The following is a 16152-nucleotide window of genomic DNA, read 5'->3' as shown; positions in this document are numbered from 1 at the left end:
GAGTTCTGGCGTGGGAAATGGAAATGCTTCATCGACTGGTTCCTTGCTCGCCGCCCTGCCCGCGTCACGCCGGCAGCTTGAAGTCGGCGACCGAACGGCGCAGGTCCGCCGCCAGCTGCGCGAGATGGCCGATCGATTCGGCGGTCTGCCCCGCACCCTGCGAGGTCTGGCCGGTGATCTGCCGGATCACGCCCATGGTGCGGGTGATGTCCGAGGCCGCAGCCGACTGCTGCTGGGCGGCGATGGAGATGTTCTTGATGAGGGTGTTCAGTGCATTGGACACGCGCTCGATCTCGGTCAGCGCGGTGCCGGCATCCTCGGCCAGGCGTGCACCGGACACCACTTCGGCGGTGGTCTGTTCCATCGAGGTGACCGCTTCGTTGGTGTCGGCCTGAATCGCCTGCACCAGGTTCTCGATGCGTCGGGTCGCACCCGAGGTGCGTTCTGCCAGGCGCTGCACTTCGTCGGCCACGACCGCGAAACCGCGGCCCGCTTCACCGGCCGACGCCGCCTGCACCGCTGCATTCAACGCCAGGATGTTGGTCTGCTCGGAAATGTCATTGATCAGTTCCACGATCGAGCCGATTTCCTGCGACGACTCACCCAGGCGCTTGATGCGCTTGGAGGTTTCCTGGATCTGGTCACGGATCTGGTCCATGCCCTGGATGGTCTCGCGCACCACGCCGGCACCTTCGGCGGCAATCACCACCGAGCGCTGTGCCACGTCGGCCGACTCGGCCGAGTTGCGCGACACCTGTTCGATGCTTGCCGCGATTTCGCCGATGCGGTCCGACGCCGAGGTGATCTGGTTGGCCTGGTGGCCGGCCGCCTCTGCCAGCTGCATGGCGGTGGCCTGGGTCTCCTGGGTGGACAGCGCGACCTTGGCCGAGGTGTCATTGATGGTGGTCACCAGGTGGCGCAGCTCGTCGACGGCGTAGTTGATCGCGTCGGCGATGGCACCGGTCATGTCCTCGGTCACCGAGGCCTTCACCGTCAGGTCGCCCTCGCCGAGCGAGGAGATTTCGTCCAGCAGCCGCATGATCGCCTGCTGGTTGCGGCTGTTGAACTCCACCTGGGTCTGGTAGCGCAGTTCCTGCTCGCGCGAGCGGCTGCGCACGTTGGTGGAAACAAAGCCGATGATCGCGATCAGCGACAGCGCACCGGAGACCACACCGATCCAGAAGTTCGGGAACAGGCGGGTGTCAGACACCGAGCCGAACGAGGAGAACGCGTCGAACAGCTTGCGGCTGTCATCCAGCATGTGGGCCGAACCCTGGCCCAGCGCGGTGGCGGCGGACTGCGCCGCGAACAGCTGGCGCGAGCTGGCCAGGATCGCGTCAGCGTCCTGCTTCATCGCTTCCCACTTCTGCTGCGACTGTTCCAGCGCGGCCACGGCAGCGGCACCGCGCACGGCGGTGATGCCCAGTTCCTCGTTGCCATTGCGCAGGCCGTCGAGCACCTGCGAGAACACGGTGATGTCACGCGCCAGCGCATCGCCGGCCGTAGCAGCGCCGCTGCCACCGGCGCGCATTTCGGTTACGCGGCGGGCCATGGAGCCGGCCACCACGACCTGCTGCAGTGCGCTGTACACCTGCGACGAGGGCGCGCCGGCAGCGGACATCGCACGCACCAGCTCGTTCAGCTGGGCCTGCAGCCCCGGCACGGCGCCGGTGAAGTTGTTGGCGTTGCCGGCCAGAGCCAGCACCGCCGGTTCACTGGCCACCAGCTGCCCGGCCTGCTTGCCCAGCGGCGCCCAGGTCTCGCCCAGCGTGGCGATCGCACCGGACACGCCCGGCTCCTTGCCATAGCGGCCCTGCAGGGTCGACACATTCTGTTCGATCGCGTTGCGGGTGGCCTTGAAGGCAGTGAACGCCTGCGCGTTGCCGCCCACCGCGTCACGGCCCTGGTTGGCCAGCTGCTGCGACAGCACCTGCAGGTCGGCCGCCTTGGAACCGGCATCGGCCAGGCGACTGCCCTGCCAGGTAGCGACGCCGGTGTTGACGCCGAACAGGATCATCGATGCCAGCAGCAGGAACAGCCAGAGGTTGCTGCCGCCCAGCCGCAGCTTGCCGGTCTTGGTGGCGTCCGAAGCAGTACTCATCGTTCAACCTCGATCTTCAATGCAGGGGGCGATGCCCGGCCTCAGGCCGCGGCTTGCCGGAATTCAGGGGTGCGCGACAGCAGCGAAAGCGAGAATACGCCCCAGTCGTGGCCGTCGGCATGGAAGGCGCGATCGACGAAATGGCCGTAGCGCCCTTCGGCCAGCATGCCGGCCTCGATCTGCTGGTCCAGTTCGAAGCTGCGCTGGCCGAACAGTTCATCGATGGTCAGTGCGACGTCGCCACCGGCCTGGCGCATGATCAGCACGCGCTGGCCTTCCTGCTGCACGGTACGCACGCCTTCCAGGAAGTACTTCAGGTCGACCACCGGGAACAGGTTGCCGCGCAGATTGCCCACGCCGAGCAGCCAGGGCTGCGCGCATGGCACCGGGGTCACCGGCGGCATCGGCACGATCTCCACCACTTCGCGGAAATCGGACACCAGCCGGCGCTGGCCGACGCGGTAGCCCACGCCACGCCAGAGGTCCTGGGCGAACTGCCGTTCGGGCAGCTGCACCGCGTGGGCCAGGCTGCGGCGTTCATAGGCTTCGAGGATGTCGAAAGGCGAGCGCATCAGGCCACCAGTTCGTTGATCCGCGCGATCAGTTCATCCTCGCGCGGCGGCTTGACGATGTAATCGGCCGCGCCCTGGCGCAGGCCCCAGGCCTTGTCGGTTTCCATCGCCTTGGTGCTGACGATGATCACCGGGATGTGCTTGATCGCTGCGTCACGGGCCATCGCGCGGGTGGCCTGGAAGCCGCTCATGCCGGGCAGGACCACGTCCATCAGCACCAGTTGCGGCACCTGGTCGCGGACCAGCTGCAGTCCATCCTCGGCGTTGTCCGCTTCCAGCACCTCGTGGCCGGCACGGCGCAGCCACTGGGTGAACACCGCGCGGTCGGTCGGTGAATCCTCGATCAGAACGATACGAGCCATTGTGCCTTTCCCCCCTGGTCAGGCGTTGACGTATGTGCGGATGGCACCCAGCAGTTCTTCACGCGTGAATGGCTTGGTCAGGTATTGCTCCGAGCCGACGATGCGTCCCCGCGCCTTGTCGAACAGGCCATCCTTGGACGAGAGCATGATGACCGGGGTCGCCTTGAACAGCTGGTTGCCCTTGATCAGCGCACAGGTCTGGTACCCGTCCAGGCGCGGCATCATGATGTCGACGAAGATGATCTGCGGTTGCTGGTCTGCGATCTTCGCAAGCGCTTCAAAGCCGTCGGTGGCGGTGACCACCTCGCAGCCTTCCCGCTTGAGCAGTGTTTCCGCAGTCCTGCGGATGGTCTTCGAATCATCGATGACCATCACCCGGAGTCCTGCGAGTTCCCCGCCCGCAGTCGTGTTTTCAGTCATTGCCTATCCCCAAGCGCACGGCCCGATCTCTGGCGGGGGCCGCTACGAAAGCGTATCTATATCGCACTTTCCGCGCCCGCTTCAAGGCCGGCCCATGGCGCGGGGCATGGCAGCCTCCTGAACGTGACGGGTTTCGCAATGAGTGCGCGAGCGCCGGGCGGACGCTGCGTTGCAGTATGGCAGGGAGGCGCGCGACCGGCGTTGCCGCTACCATCAACGCCTTGCCTGACAGGTGCGCCCATGCCGTTGAACGTCCTCGTGGTGATGGACCCCATCGCCCACATCAAGATCGCCAAGGACACCACCTTCGCCATGCTGCTGGAAGCCCAGCGCCGCGGCCATGCCCTGCACTATGTGCGCCCGGGCGGCCTGGCCCTGGAGGGTGGCGTGGCAGTGGCCCAGACCGCGCCGCTGCAGGTGCGCGACGACCCGGCTGGCTGGTATGAGCTGGGCGCATTCAGCCGTACCGAATTCGGCCCCGGCCAGATCGTGCTGATGCGCAAGGATCCGCCGGTCGACGCCGAGTACATCTACGACACCCAGGTGCTGGACGTGGCTGCGGCCGCCGGTGCCTGCGTGGTCAACAATCCGCAGGGGCTGCGCGACTACAACGAGAAGCTGGCCGCGCTGCTGTTCCCGCAGTGCTGCCCGCCGACCCTGGTCAGCCGCGACGCCAAGGCCTTGAAGGCCTTCGCGCTGGAGCATGGCCAGGCCGTGCTGAAGCCGCTGGACGGCATGGGCGGCCGCTCGATCTTCCGCAGCGGCCAGGGCGATCCGAACCTGAACGTGATCCTGGAAACCCTGACCGACGGCGGCCGCAAACTGGCACTGGCCCAGAAGTTCATTCCCGACATCACGGCCGGCGACAAGCGCATCCTGCTGGTCGATGGCGAACCGGTCGACTACTGCCTGGCGCGCATCCCGCAGGGCGACGAGTTCCGGGGCAACCTGGCTGCCGGTGGCCGCGGCGAAGGCCGTCCGCTGAGCGAGCGCGACCGCTGGATCGCGGCCCAGGTCGGCCCGGAGATGAAGCGTCGCGGCATGCGCTTCGTCGGCCTGGACGTGATCGGCGATTACCTGACCGAGGTCAACGTGACCAGCCCGACCTGTGTACGCGAACTGGACGCACAGTTCGGCCTGAACATCGCCGGCACCCTGTTCGACGCGCTTGAGGCCGGCCTGCGCTGATGGCAACCGCACCTGCCGTCCTGCCCCCGCCACCACGCGAAGCGCAACGGCTGGGGGCGACCATCGCGCTGTCGGTGCTGGTTCACGCGCTGCTGATCCTGGGCGTGGGCTTCGCCGTGAAAGGCGATGCACCGCTGGTGCCCACGCTGGAAGTGATCTTCAGCCAGACCCGCACCGCGCTGACGCCGAAGCAGGCCGATTTTCTTGCCGCAGCCAACCAGGATGGCGGTGGCGAACACGACCGCGCACAGCGTCCGCGCGACAACCAGGCCGGCATCGTGCCGCAGGCGCAGCCCGGTTTGAGCCCGGTCCCACAGCAGCAGCAATCGGCCGCGCCGGTCCCGCCGCCACAGGCACGGGTGGTCAGCAGCCGCAATGGCGAAGAGGCGGTCGCGCAGGCCCAGTCCCGCCCCACGCCGGATCAGCCCGAACCGGACGCCCCGCTGAGTGCGCGCGAACAGCGCGATGTGGAAATGGCCCGACTGGCCGCAGAAGTGCATCTGCGCTCGGCGCAGTACGCCAAGCGCCCGAACCGCAAGTTCGTGTCGGCCAGCACGCGCGAGTATGCCTATGCCAATTACCTGCGGGCCTGGGTTGACCGCGCCGAGCGCGTGGGCAACCTGAATTACCCGGACGAGGCCCGGCAGCGCCGGCTGGGCGGCCAGGTGGTGATCAGTGTGGGCGTGCGCCGCGATGGCAGCGTGGAGAGCAGCCGGATCCTGCGGTCGAGCGGAACGCCACTGCTGGATGAGGCGGCACTGCGGGTGGTGAAGCTGGCGCAGCCGTTCCCGCCGTTGCCGAAGACCGAGGATGAGATCGACATCCTGCAGGTCACCCGCACGTGGGTGTTCCTGCCCGGCGGCGAACTGCGCGACGACCGGTAGGGTTTGTTGCCCGGCCCTGCGGCCCGGGACCCGCTGAAAGGCTAGAGCAACGGCAACAGCAACAGCGGCGGTTGGTGTACTGAAGCGTGGCGAGGCGGTGTCGGGCGGCGGGGACGCCGCAAGTACGTCCGTGTAGGCTTAGCCGCGGCATCCATGCCGCGGATACCCCGCCGCCCGACACGCCCCGCCTCTGATAGATCGCGGCGCACCACTGCTTTGGTAGGTGTCGACCTTGGTCGATACACATCCACGCCACGCGTGGATGCAAGCGAAGCGACCCGCTTTTGATTTTGACTTTTCTTTTTTTGATCTTCCGTGGCGGACGTGCACGGAAACTGTCAGAGGCCGGGCGGGTGGGCTGCGCAGGGGCGTGAGCCGCATGGATGCGGCGACCGAGCTTACATGGACGTACTTGCAGCGCCCCCTGCGCAGCCCACCCGCCCGGCCAAACCACGGCTTTTGATCTACGCGACCAACTCCGCCACGAGGGGCTCAGCCGTTGGCCTTCGCCTTCGCCTCGCGCGCGGCCTGCTGCTCGACCAGGGTCAGTGCCACGTTGTCGCGCAGGTAGGCCGGCTCGACCTTCTCCGGTGCAATGGCTTCGCCGCGGGCGAACGCCGGCACCGCCAGTGCGAGCACGTCAGACGCACGCGGCAATGCCGTGGCGTCGAATCCGCGCAAACCTGTGCCGAGCTGCGCGACCAGCGCACCCTCGGCTGCGGCGAACCCGGTACCGACACCGTAGGCCGACAGCCCTTCCGGCAGCGCTACCGCAGCGGGTGCGCACACGCGTTCGGCATCGCGTGCCACCGGCAGGCCGTCCACACGCTCGAAGCGCGCAACGTACAACTCTCCCATCCGTGCGTCGATCGCCGACAGGATCTGCGTTTCTTCCGCCGGTGCCCGCAGCGCCAGCACCTGCAGCGTCGAGACCGGCAGCAACGGACGATCCAGCGCCAGTGCGATGCCCTGCGCGATGGCGATCGCCAGGCGCACGCCGGTGAAAGCACCAGGACCGCGGCTGAGCGCGATACCGTCCAGCTGGCGGCGGCTGATGCCGGCTTCGGCCAGCAGCGCCTCGGCCCACGGTAGGCTCAGTTCGGCATGCCGGCGCGCGGCGATCTCGAAACGTTCCAGTACCTGTCCATCGACATGCAGGGCAACGGAACAGGCTTCGGTGGCGGTTTCAAAGGCGAGCAGTTTCATCGGATCAGGTCAGAACAGGGGGAACGTGACACCGGGCGCCGGCTCCGGGCCCGCCGCGGCGGCGGCGGTCGGAACGGCATCATCGGCCACGGGCGCCCATTGTGGCGTAAAGAAGGCCTGCACATCGGCCAGGCTGCGGGTACGGCGGAACGGTGGCAGTGAATCGAGAAACACCCGGCCGTAACCCCGGTTGAGCAGGCGCGGATCGCACAGGACCAGCACGCCCCGGTCGCTTTCGCTGCGGATCAGGCGGCCAACGCCCTGCTTCAGGGCGATCACCGCCTGCGGCAACTGTTCGTCGCGGAACGGATTGCCGCCCTGGCTGCGGATCGCCTCCAGGCGTGCCTCGTAGACCGGGTCGTCCGGGGCCGCGAACGGCAGCTTGTCGATCATCACCACGCTCAACGCTTCGCCGACCACGTCCACGCCCTCGCGGAAACTGGCCGAGCCCAGCAGCACCCCATTGCCCGATTCGCGGAAGCGCTGCAGCAGCGTCGCACGCGGCGCCTCACCCTGCACGAACAACGGCCATGGCCCATCGCGCAGTGCCTCGGCGGCCTCACGCAGGGCGCGATGCGAAGCGAACAGCAGGAACGCCCTGCCCTGCGAGGCCTGCAGCACCGGCCGCAGGGTCTGGATCAGCGCGGTTCCGAAACCCCGCGCGGCCGGATCGGGCAGGCCTTCAGGCAGGTAACACAGCGCCTGCTCGGGCCAATTGAACGGACTCGGCTGGACCAGCGTCTGCGGGTCGTCCAGCCCGAGGCGGGTGGCAATGTGATCGAAACCACCGCCCACGGTCAGCGTCGCCGAGGTGAAGATCCATGCCGCGCGACTGCGCTCACGGTGCTCGCGCAATGGACCGGACACGTCCATCGGCGTGCGCTGGCAGCGGAAACCACGCGGGGTGAGCTCATACCAGAGCACATCGGTGGCATTGCCGGTGTCCGCAGGATCGGTATCGAAGTCGAGGGCGGGTTCGTCATCGCCCAGCCAGCGACCGAGCCGCGAAACCGCCTCACGCGCCCGCGCATTGCAGGCATCCAGGCCCGCCGCAGCTTCGCGCAGCGGCTGCAAGGCCTGCTCCAGCGTCACCAGGCCAGCCATCACCGTATCGAAGCCATCACGCACCTGCGGCATCGCCAGTGCACGCCATTGCGTGCCACGCGCTGGCAGCCCTTCCATTGCCGAGCGCAGCGCCAACAGCGCCTGCTGCAACTGGTCGACCGGTTCCTGCAGCGCCGACTGCGCCCCCCCGACGCCGCGCGCTTCGGCCAGGCAGTCGCGGCCCAGCTCCTGCCACGGGCGCATGCCGAAGCCTTCGCCGAAGAACTGCGCGGCCAGTTCAGGCAACTGATGCGCCTCGTCGATGACGAAGGCCTGCGCCCCCGGCAGCAGCTCACCGAAGCCATCCTGCTTCAATGCCAGGTCGGCCAGCAGCAGGTGATGGTTGACCACCACTACGTCTGCCGCCTGCGCACGTTGCCGCGCACGCACCACGAAGCAGTCTTCCCAGAACGGGCAGTCGGTGCCCAGACAGTTATCGACGGTGGAGGTGACCATCGGCAGCAGCGGCGAATCATCGGCCAAACCGTCCAGTTCGGCGATGTCGCCGAACTCCGAGCGTCCGGACCAGGCCAGGATGCGCTGGAACTGCGCCGCCTGTTCTGGGCTTGAGAAGCGCGGCTCGCCCCGCGCCTGCTGCAGGCGGTAGCGGCACAGGTAATTCGAACGTCCCTTCAGCAGCGCACTGCGCAGGCCGACACCGAGTGCCTGGCGCACACGCGGCAGGTCGCGGTGGTAGAGCTGGTCCTGCAGCGCGCGGGTGCCGGTGGAGATGATGGTGCGCAACCCGGACAGCAGCACCGGCACCAGGTAGGCGAACGTCTTGCCGGTGCCGGTACCGGCCTCGGCCAGCAGCAGGTCACGCTGCTGCAGCGCATCGGCGATGGCTTCGGTCAGGCGCAGCTGGGCCGGGCGCGGGACGAAGGCGTCCAGATGCGAGGCGAGCGCGCCGCCGTCGCTGAGGGCTTCGCGGCTGGCATGGACAAGGTCGGACATCAGAGGGAAAGGATACCCGGCCGGGCGCTGCCCGGCACCCGTTTCAAGCCAGAGCACCAGCAAAAGCAACGGCAACAGCTTGGTTCATGGCTCTGGGTTGTACTGAGGGTTGGCGGGGGACTGTGGGTTTGCGGGGACGCCGTGAACCCGTCCCTGGTGGCTTGGCCGCGGCATCCATGCCGCGGACACCCCGCAAACCCACAGTCCCCTGCCTTCGACAGTTTCCCGGTGACGGAGGGACGCGCTTCGTAGCGTCAAGCCTGCTCTACTGGTAGCTCAGAAGCGGTGGAAGGAACGGGAAAAGAAGATGGATTACTGCGAGCGCGCGCAGCGCGCGACCCGCTTTTGTTTTTGATCTTGTTCTTGCCTGCGGCACGCGCGATGTATGGCGGGCCGGTTGGGTAGGGCGTGCAGGACCGTTGGCGCCATGGGCCCGAGGCACGCCTCGGGCGGGTTGGGCAGGACGCCCAACCCCGGTCTTGCCGCGTGCGCAGGACAGCGCACACGAGCAAGGCGCCATCGAGCCCCCATGGATGGGTTTACGGCGTGTCCTGCACGCCCCACCCAACCGGCCCATCACCCGCATCCATCAGTGCGCGCGCCGCAGAGGGGGCAGCGCCCAGTGGAGTGGAATACCTCAGTACCGCTTGATCCCCGGCACCGTGCAACCTTCAATCTGCGCATGCGCCGACACCGCATTCTCCTTCTCGCCCCGCGCCAGGCGTGACTGTTCGATCGTCGCCCAGTGCCGGCGGCACAGCGGCCCCGTCTTCGAGCCCAGATCCACCGCCTTGCGCGCGAACGTCTCCGCCTGTTCCCACTGCCCCTGCAGCAGTGCCAGTTCGGCACGCTCCTGCAGCACCGCCGGGTCGCTGGCCACGATTTCCAGCGCATGGTCCAAGCTGCTGGCGGCACCGGCCAGGTCGTTCGCCTGCCGCTGCGCCTGCGCGGTCACCCGCAGGTCTTCCACCTGCGAATCACGCAGCGGCTGCACCGACAGCTCCTTGTCGTCAGGACCTGCGGCCGCATCGACTGCCGCCAGGCGCTGTGCCGGCGTAGTGGTATCGACTGGCTTGACCACCGGCGGCGCGCTGGTCACACAGGCGGCCAGGGCCAGGCTGAGGCCGGTCAGGGCCAGGGGCTGCAGCAGGGATCGCATGTTCATCGGCTTCATCGGCTCGGGGGAGGAGTAGCGGCGGCGGGCGCTGCGGCAGGTTCGGCGGGCGCTTCCGGCTTGCGGTCCAGGCCGAACCAGCTACGCCAGCCACCGCCCTCCCCTTCAGCTTCGCCCGGCTCGCCCGGCGGCACTGTCGGCGCGCACGGCGCATACGCCGGTGCATAGCCCACCACGAACGGGAAGCGGCGTGCGCCCGGGCAGCCTTCATCGGTTGTGTTCAGACCCGTGGCCGCGACCGACTGCCAGTCCAGGCCTTTGTTGCTGACCCGCAATGGCGCACTCGGCAGGCGTTGGAAGATGCCCGACCAGACCCGCATCGCGCCGGTAGCGCCATACAGGCCGGCCTGCTGGTTCTGGTCGTTGCCGATCCAGATCACCGCCAGATGATCGCCGGTGTAGCCGGCATACCAGCTGTCACGGCCATCGTTGGTGGTGCCGGTCTTGCCGGCCGGCTGCAGGCGGCCGAGGCCATCGGCATTGAGCCGCTGCGCGGTACCACTGGAGACCACCTGCTGCAGGCCGACGCTGATCAGGTTGGCGGCAATTGAATCGCCTTCCTGTGCCGGCGCCGGGGTCTTGTCGTAGCGCTTGAGCAGCTTGCCCTGCGGATCGAGCACGCCACGCACCGCGTGCAGCGGCTGGATCTCACCGCCCGAGGCGAGGAACTGGTACAGCTGTGCCATCGCGTACGGGCTCTGGTCGGTCGAGCCAAGGATCACCGCCGGATTGGCCTCGGCCTTGATGCCCGCCAGCACATGGATCAGCTGGGTCACGCGCTCGGGACCGACCTGCATGCCCACGCGCACCGTGGCCTGGTTGTAGGAGTGTGCCAGCGCGTCGATCAGGCGCACCGTGCCGTGGCTGCGGTTGTCCGCATTGCCCGGGCTCCAGTTGCGGCCGCGGCCGAGCTGCACCGTCACCGGTGAATCGTCGACCCAGCTGGCCAGCGAGTAACGGTCCGGCTGCGCCAGCGCGAGCAGGTACACGAATGGCTTGAGCAGCGAACCGACCGGACGCTGCGCCTCGATCGCGCGGTTGAAGCCGACCTCGGACACTTCACGGCTGCCGATCACCGCCAGCACGTCACCGTTGTGCACGTCGGTCAGCACCATGCCGGCCTGCAGTTCGGGCCGGCGCTTGCTTTCCAGCGACTTGATGGTGCGGGTCACCGCGCCTTCGGCATAGGCCTGCGCGGAGGGCGACATGCCGGTCATGACGCTCAGGCCAGCGCCCTGCAGGGCAGATTCCGGGTAGTCATGGCCGAGCTGGCGACGGACCAGGTCAACATAGGCGGGGAAGCGGTTGGCCGCCACCAGTCCCGGCGTCTTCGGCACGCCCAGCGGGGCCTTCAGTGCGCGCTGGTACTCGGCGTCGTCGATCAGCGTGGCTTCGTGCAGTTTGCCCAGCACGAAGTTGCGACGGTCCAACGCACGTTCCGGATTACGCCGCGGGTCGTAGAAGGACGGGCCCTTGACCAGGCCGATCAGCAGCGCGATCTGCTCGGTCTCCAGCGACTGCAGGTCACGGCCGAACCAGAACTCGGCACCGGACGACATGCCATGGATCGCCTGGCTGCCGCGCTGGCCCAGGTACACCTGGTTGAGATAGGCCTCGAAGATGGTGCGCTTGTCATAGCGCGCTTCCATGATCAGGGCGTAGAGCACTTCGTTGAATTTGCGGGTGAGCGTCTGTTCCTTGCCGATGCCGAGCAGGCCGCTGCGGGCCAGCTGCTGGGTCAGCGTGGAAGCGCCCTGACGGCTCTGGCCACCGGAGCGGATGGTCACCCACACCGCGCGCGCGATACCGGACAGGTCGATGCCGTGGTGGCGGTTGAAGTCCTTGTCCTCCACTGCCTGCAGGCCGGTCACCAGCAGGTCCGGCGCCTCGTCCATGCGGATCAGGCGGCGTTCTTCCTGCTTCTGGCCGTACAGGGTGGCGATACGCGCCGGATCCAGCCGCGCCGCCTTCAGGGCCTTGCGGCTGTCGGCATCGCGCAGCGAGGCGACCGCACCATCGGCCAGCGACAACTCGAGCCGACGCGGGGCAACCCGGCCATCGACGTCGTTGTAGCCGCGGCTGGAGATGACAAAGCGCCCGCCATTCACCGCATAGGTGGCCGGCTCCTTGCCCTGGCCATCATCGCGGTAGGCGGAGGCGGCCAGCTCGGTCTTCAGCGTGGACGCATCCATCGCCTTGCCGGGAGTGAGCACCAGCGGCCGCGCATACACCCGCGTCGGGATCTGCCAGCGCAGTTCGCCGAAACGTTGGGTCACCTGCTGGTTCAGGTACAGCGTATAGGGAATGAGGAAACCCAATCCCAACGCGACCGCAGCCATGCTCCAGGTGATCAGCCGGCGCCGCCACAGCGGGCCGTTGTCCTGCTGGTCGTCGTCGTCGAAATCGTCGATGTCGTCGGAATCGTAGCGTCGGGGCACGGGAATGCAGACAGGTAGGGTCTGGCGAGTCTAACGCAGGCGCCGTGGTGGCCGGCAGGTAATGGACCTCGGTTTCACTGCAGTTCAAGCAGCGCGCGACGCCCGCCACCCGGCCCTGACGCCCGCAAGCGCCGCCCAGCCGCCCTTCCAGCCGCCCCCCGCCAGGCAGACGTTGGCCAGGCGTGCGAGCAACTGCGGGGCATCCTGGGCGATCCAGCCTGCCGGCACATCCACGCGGCGATACAGCTGCAGGCGCGACCAGGCCATGCGCCAAGCGAGCGCGTGAAGTCCCTGGAAGCGCTCCGGCGCCACCACCACGCCGCGCTGTCCCAGCAGATCAGCCAGGGCCAGCAGGCGCCCCGCCGTGCGCTGGCGCGCCTGTGAATCAAACAGATCGAGATGGCGCAGGCGTTGCAGGAAACCACGGCGACTGGCCCCGATCTGGTTGTTGCCATGCTGCCGGTAGTCGATGGTCGGTTCGGCCAGCATGTCCAATCCTTTACGCAGCGATGCGTGGACCGCCAGCCATTCGTCGTGGCTCCAGCCCGCAGGCACGGGCAGTGATCCGACCACGAGCCGGCGACGCAGCGCACAGGTTGCGCCGGTGACAAAATTGCGTTGCAGGATCACGTCGGCAGCCAGCCCGTCGCGCTCCAGCTCCACTTCGGCCAGGTGCACTTTCAGCACCTCCATCAGGCGCTGGCCCAGCGGCGCGCCCTGCGCATCCACCAACCTCGCGTCGCTGTGCAGCAGCAACAGGGCCGGGTCTGCCCGGAAGCGTTGAACATAGCGGCGGACACGCCCCGGATGCCAGACATCATCCTGGTCGCACAGGAACAGGATGTCGGCCTGGCAACGCATCAGTGCATCGGCGAAATTGCGCACATAGCCGAGATTGTGCGCGTGCTGGACGATCTCGACACGGATGCCCAGCGCTTGTGCACGCGGCACGAAGGCCTGCAGCAGCTGCAGCGTCTGGTCGCTGGAACCGTCATCGCCGATCATGACTTCGTTCACCGGAAGATCCTGGTCGAGGATGCTGTCCAGCTGCGCCTGCAGGTAGCGCGCACCGTTGTAGGTGCACAGCGCGACGCCAATGCGCTCGGCAGGGGCCGTTCGGGATGGCGCGTCAGGCATCGAAGGTACTCGCGGAAACAAGGGCTGGGGGATGGTAGCAGAGCCCCCCAACAGGATGGATACGCTGGCTGGCTAGCCGTTGCCGGGATACGCAGCGATCCGCTGCATGGCCTGGGCCGCGCTCATCGGTCGCCACGTGTCCGCGTCGGGCTGGAACGGCCGCGGATGTACGTCTAGCAGCGCCTGCAGTGGGCCATTGTCCGCAATCAGATCCTGCTGCAGGCGTGACACCGGACCACGCGCCCGCGGCAGCACCGCGGCCAAGCCTCGCAGTGCCGCGCCCGGCAACGGCAGCGCCCAGGTCGGCTGTGCCAGGCTGGCGTGCACGCGGCGGAACATCGCGTGATAGGGTAGGCGCTCGCCACCGCCGATTTCCAGCACCCGTGCCGACGCAGCACCGGTGGCGATGCAAGCCACCACGGCGCGGGCGATATCGTCGGCATGCACCGGTTGGCGCAGGCCTCCCACCAGCGGAATCGGAAACAGGCGCAAACGCAGCGCACGCTGCACGATTGGGGTGATGCTGCGGTCGATGCCGGCCCCATAGACCAGGGTCGGCCGCAGGATCGTCCAACCCATGCCAAGACGCTCGGCCTGCGCGATCAGGCCCGCTTCACCCCGCTGCAGCATCGCCACAACGTCCTGCTCGTCGGCCTGCTCGGAATTCTGCTTGCTCAGCACGCTCATCGAACTGGTGGCGATGACCCGCCGCGCGGGGGCCGCCGTCTGCCGCGACAACCACTGCGCCAACGCTTCAAGGGGGCCGAAGCTGGCAATCGCCTGCAGGTCCGGAGACGGCATGCTGTCCAGCGCAGCCGCCAAGTCCCCGCACAGCCACTGCACGCCGTCCTGTGCCGGCTGCGGTTGCCGGCTCACCGCCTGTACCCGCCCATGCGCCTGCACCAGGCGCGGCAGCAGGAACCGGCCGATCTGGCTGGTGGCTCCGGAAACAAGGACGGTCATCGGCACTCCGTGGGGATGTTGCGAGGGGTGCCTACTATAGCGGTCCCTCCGGCAGCGGCGGGCTCAGGGCGACGACACCCCGATGTCGCGCAGGCGCTGCCGCAACTGCTGGTACTCGCTGCTGGAAGTGCCAACGCCAAGTTCGCCCGCCTGCTGGAGCGCACGTTCGGCAAAGGCGACATCACCGTTGCCCAAACGTTCGCTGCCAATCGCAAGCCAACGCTGCGCGAGGCGCTGGCGGGCCGCAGGCAGGCCGCCAGCGGTGGGAGCCAGCGTCTGCCAGGCCTGCAGGCAGGCACCTGCAGCCTGCACCCGGTTCTGCCGGAGGTTGTCGTCGAAACAACTGCGACTGGCAGGCAGCAAGCGCGCGGCCGCGGCCTTCACCCGTGAATCGAGCGGTGCCAGCGCCTGTGCTTCGCGAAGGGCATCGAATGCGCTGTGCCCCGGCGGGCTGATCCATTGGCCTGCGCGCTCGGCGCGTTCGATCCGGCGCAGGTGATCGCGCAGCTCGCGTTCACGCTGCGTGTTGCTCACTGCAGGCTGCTGAAGTGCCTCCAAGGCCTGCCGTGCGCGCTGCAGGCGTTGCGCGAGCTGCTGTTGCGCGGCCGGCGAAGCGCCCAGCTCCTCCGCCAGCGCTGCATCGGCCCGCGCCGCCTCGAACCGGAAGTCGTCGGCCTGCCTCTGGCTGCGTGCCAGCACCGCCTGCAACGTCTGTTCACGGCCGCGCTGGGCGCTGGCATCATCGGCCGCCACTGCCAGAACGGCGAGAAATCCCTTTGCTGCGGACTCCAGCTGCCCGCGCTGCAGGGCGCGCTGGGCCTGGCGCAGGCGCCGCTCGACGGCCTGCGCCAATGCTTCCTGGCTGGCGGGCAGATCAGCATGGCCGGCATCGAACTGGCGCGCACGCTGCAGTAGTGCGGCGGCCTCGGCCAGCTCGCCGCGTCCCGCCAGCGCGCGCGCCTGCTGCAGCAGATCGCTCAGTGCATCTTCGCGACCTTCCAGCGCGGGCAGATTGTCCGGCTGCAGCGACAGGATGCGCTGGAACAGGGGCAGCGCGCTGCTGTCACCTTCATCCAGCCGGCCCGCAGCGAAGGCGTTGCGTGCCTGCGCCAGCAGCGCACCGATGCCGGCACCTGCGCTGCACCGGGCCCGCAGCTGGCGCGCGACGGCGTCCGCCTCGCCCTGTGGTACCTGCAGTTCCTGGGCCAGTGCCAGCGCCTGCGCGCTGCCGTCGAGATCGTTGGCCTGCATCTTTTCGCGGGCCTGCTGCAGGGCCGCCGCGCCGGTACGGGCCAGGCCTTCGCGGGCCTGCGGACGATCTCCATCCAGCGCCAGCACGGCCTGGTAGCGCTCGCGCGCACCACTGCCATCGGCGGCACTCAGCCGCCCGGCCGCCAGTGCGCCATCACCTTCGGCCAGCAGCTGCTCGATCCGAGGCTCATCCCAGAACCAGTCGGCCAGCGGCTTGCGCAGCAGCACCAGCAGCACAAACACCGCCAGCGCCGCGACCAGCGCCCAGCGCCACACCCGGCGCGCGTGGCGTGCCTGCAGCCACCACCAACGGCCTTCGCGGCGGACGCGGTCCAGCGCAGGAAGTTCAGCGCCATGCGGGCGATGCGGGGGCTCGCGTTCCATGCGTGCAGGGTAGC

13 protein-coding genes are annotated in these 16152 nt (G+C 68.2%); 2 read left to right on the top strand and 11 right to left on the bottom strand.

What is annotated here, in order from left to right; translation table 11 throughout:
- Positions 1-64: 64 nt before the first annotated feature.
- From R5H29_RS11255 to pilG, 4 genes are read right to left on the bottom strand one after another with little or no spacing between them, the layout of a single operon-like run.
- Complete coding sequence (locus tag R5H29_RS11255; protein ID WP_019660096.1) at positions 65-2101, bottom strand: methyl-accepting chemotaxis protein; 2037 nt, start codon at positions 2099-2101, stop codon at positions 65-67.
- 41 nt (positions 2102-2142) lie between these two features.
- Positions 2143-2673 carry a chemotaxis protein CheW gene (locus tag R5H29_RS11250; protein WP_019660097.1) on the bottom strand — a complete coding sequence of 177 codons (531 nt, stop codon included), beginning with the start codon at positions 2671-2673 and terminating at the stop codon, positions 2143-2145.
- A complete protein-coding gene (locus tag R5H29_RS11245) occupies positions 2673-3035 on the bottom strand; it encodes a PleD family two-component system response regulator (protein ID WP_005410717.1) in 363 nt (120 codons plus the stop codon). The genes R5H29_RS11250 and R5H29_RS11245 overlap by 1 nt, the downstream gene beginning before the upstream one ends.
- Positions 3036-3053: 18 nt before the next feature.
- Positions 3054-3455: a twitching motility response regulator PilG gene (gene pilG, locus R5H29_RS11240; RefSeq protein WP_005418455.1), complete on the bottom strand. Its 402-nt coding sequence runs from the start codon at positions 3453-3455 to the stop codon at positions 3054-3056.
- A 240-nt stretch (positions 3456-3695) separates the two neighbouring features.
- Here pilG and gshB point away from each other — a divergent pair, with 240 nt between their 5' ends.
- Both gshB and R5H29_RS11230 read left to right on the top strand, forming a co-directional pair.
- Positions 3696-4643 carry a glutathione synthase gene (gene gshB, locus R5H29_RS11235; protein ID WP_332329189.1) on the top strand — a complete coding sequence of 316 codons (948 nt, stop codon included), beginning with the start codon at positions 3696-3698 and terminating at the stop codon, positions 4641-4643.
- Entirely contained in the window at positions 4643-5527 is an 885-nt protein-coding gene (locus R5H29_RS11230; RefSeq protein WP_021203311.1) for an energy transducer TonB, read from the top strand. The genes gshB and R5H29_RS11230 overlap by 1 nt, the downstream gene beginning before the upstream one ends.
- 492 nt (positions 5528-6019) lie before the next feature.
- On the opposite strand, the gene tsaB is transcribed toward R5H29_RS11230, so the two are convergent.
- The 7 genes from tsaB to R5H29_RS11195 form a co-directional block, all read right to left on the bottom strand.
- Positions 6020-6733 (bottom strand): tRNA (adenosine(37)-N6)-threonylcarbamoyltransferase complex dimerization subunit type 1 TsaB, encoded by a 714-nt coding sequence (gene tsaB, locus R5H29_RS11225; RefSeq protein WP_332329188.1) that lies wholly within the window; start codon positions 6731-6733, stop codon positions 6020-6022.
- 9 nt (positions 6734-6742) lie between these two features.
- Positions 6743-8791 carry an ATP-dependent DNA helicase gene (locus R5H29_RS11220; RefSeq protein ID WP_332329187.1) on the bottom strand — a complete coding sequence of 683 codons (2049 nt, stop codon included), beginning with the start codon at positions 8789-8791 and terminating at the stop codon, positions 6743-6745.
- 637 nt (positions 8792-9428) lie between these two features.
- Positions 9429-9965, bottom strand: coding sequence for a hypothetical protein (locus R5H29_RS11215; RefSeq protein ID WP_019660102.1), 537 nt, complete (start codon positions 9963-9965; stop codon positions 9429-9431).
- Entirely contained in the window at positions 9962-12403 is a 2442-nt protein-coding gene (gene mrcB, locus R5H29_RS11210) for a penicillin-binding protein 1B (protein ID WP_332329186.1), read from the bottom strand. Before mrcB ends, R5H29_RS11215 begins: the two co-directional genes overlap by 4 nt.
- Before the next feature lie 84 nt (positions 12404-12487).
- A complete protein-coding gene (locus tag R5H29_RS11205) occupies positions 12488-13540 on the bottom strand; it encodes a glycosyltransferase family 2 protein (protein ID WP_227844844.1) in 1053 nt (350 codons plus the stop codon).
- Positions 13541-13612: 72 nt separating this feature from the next.
- A complete protein-coding gene (locus R5H29_RS11200) occupies positions 13613-14503 on the bottom strand; it encodes an NAD(P)-dependent oxidoreductase (RefSeq protein WP_197575595.1) in 891 nt (296 codons plus the stop codon).
- A gap of 63 nt (positions 14504-14566) precedes the next feature.
- The gene (locus R5H29_RS11195) at positions 14567-16138 is read right to left on the bottom strand and encodes a hypothetical protein (RefSeq protein ID WP_332329185.1); all 1572 of its coding nucleotides are present in this window, start codon (positions 16136-16138) and stop codon (positions 14567-14569) included.
- Between the last annotated feature and the right edge of the window lie 14 nt (positions 16139-16152).

The sequence above is a fragment of the Stenotrophomonas sp. A3_2 genome, assembly GCF_036624925.1.
Taxonomy (GTDB): Bacteria; Pseudomonadota; Gammaproteobacteria; order Xanthomonadales; family Xanthomonadaceae; genus Stenotrophomonas; species Stenotrophomonas hibiscicola.
Note: the sequence above shows the minus strand (reverse complement) of the source record. Positions and strands in the feature narration are given on the sequence as shown.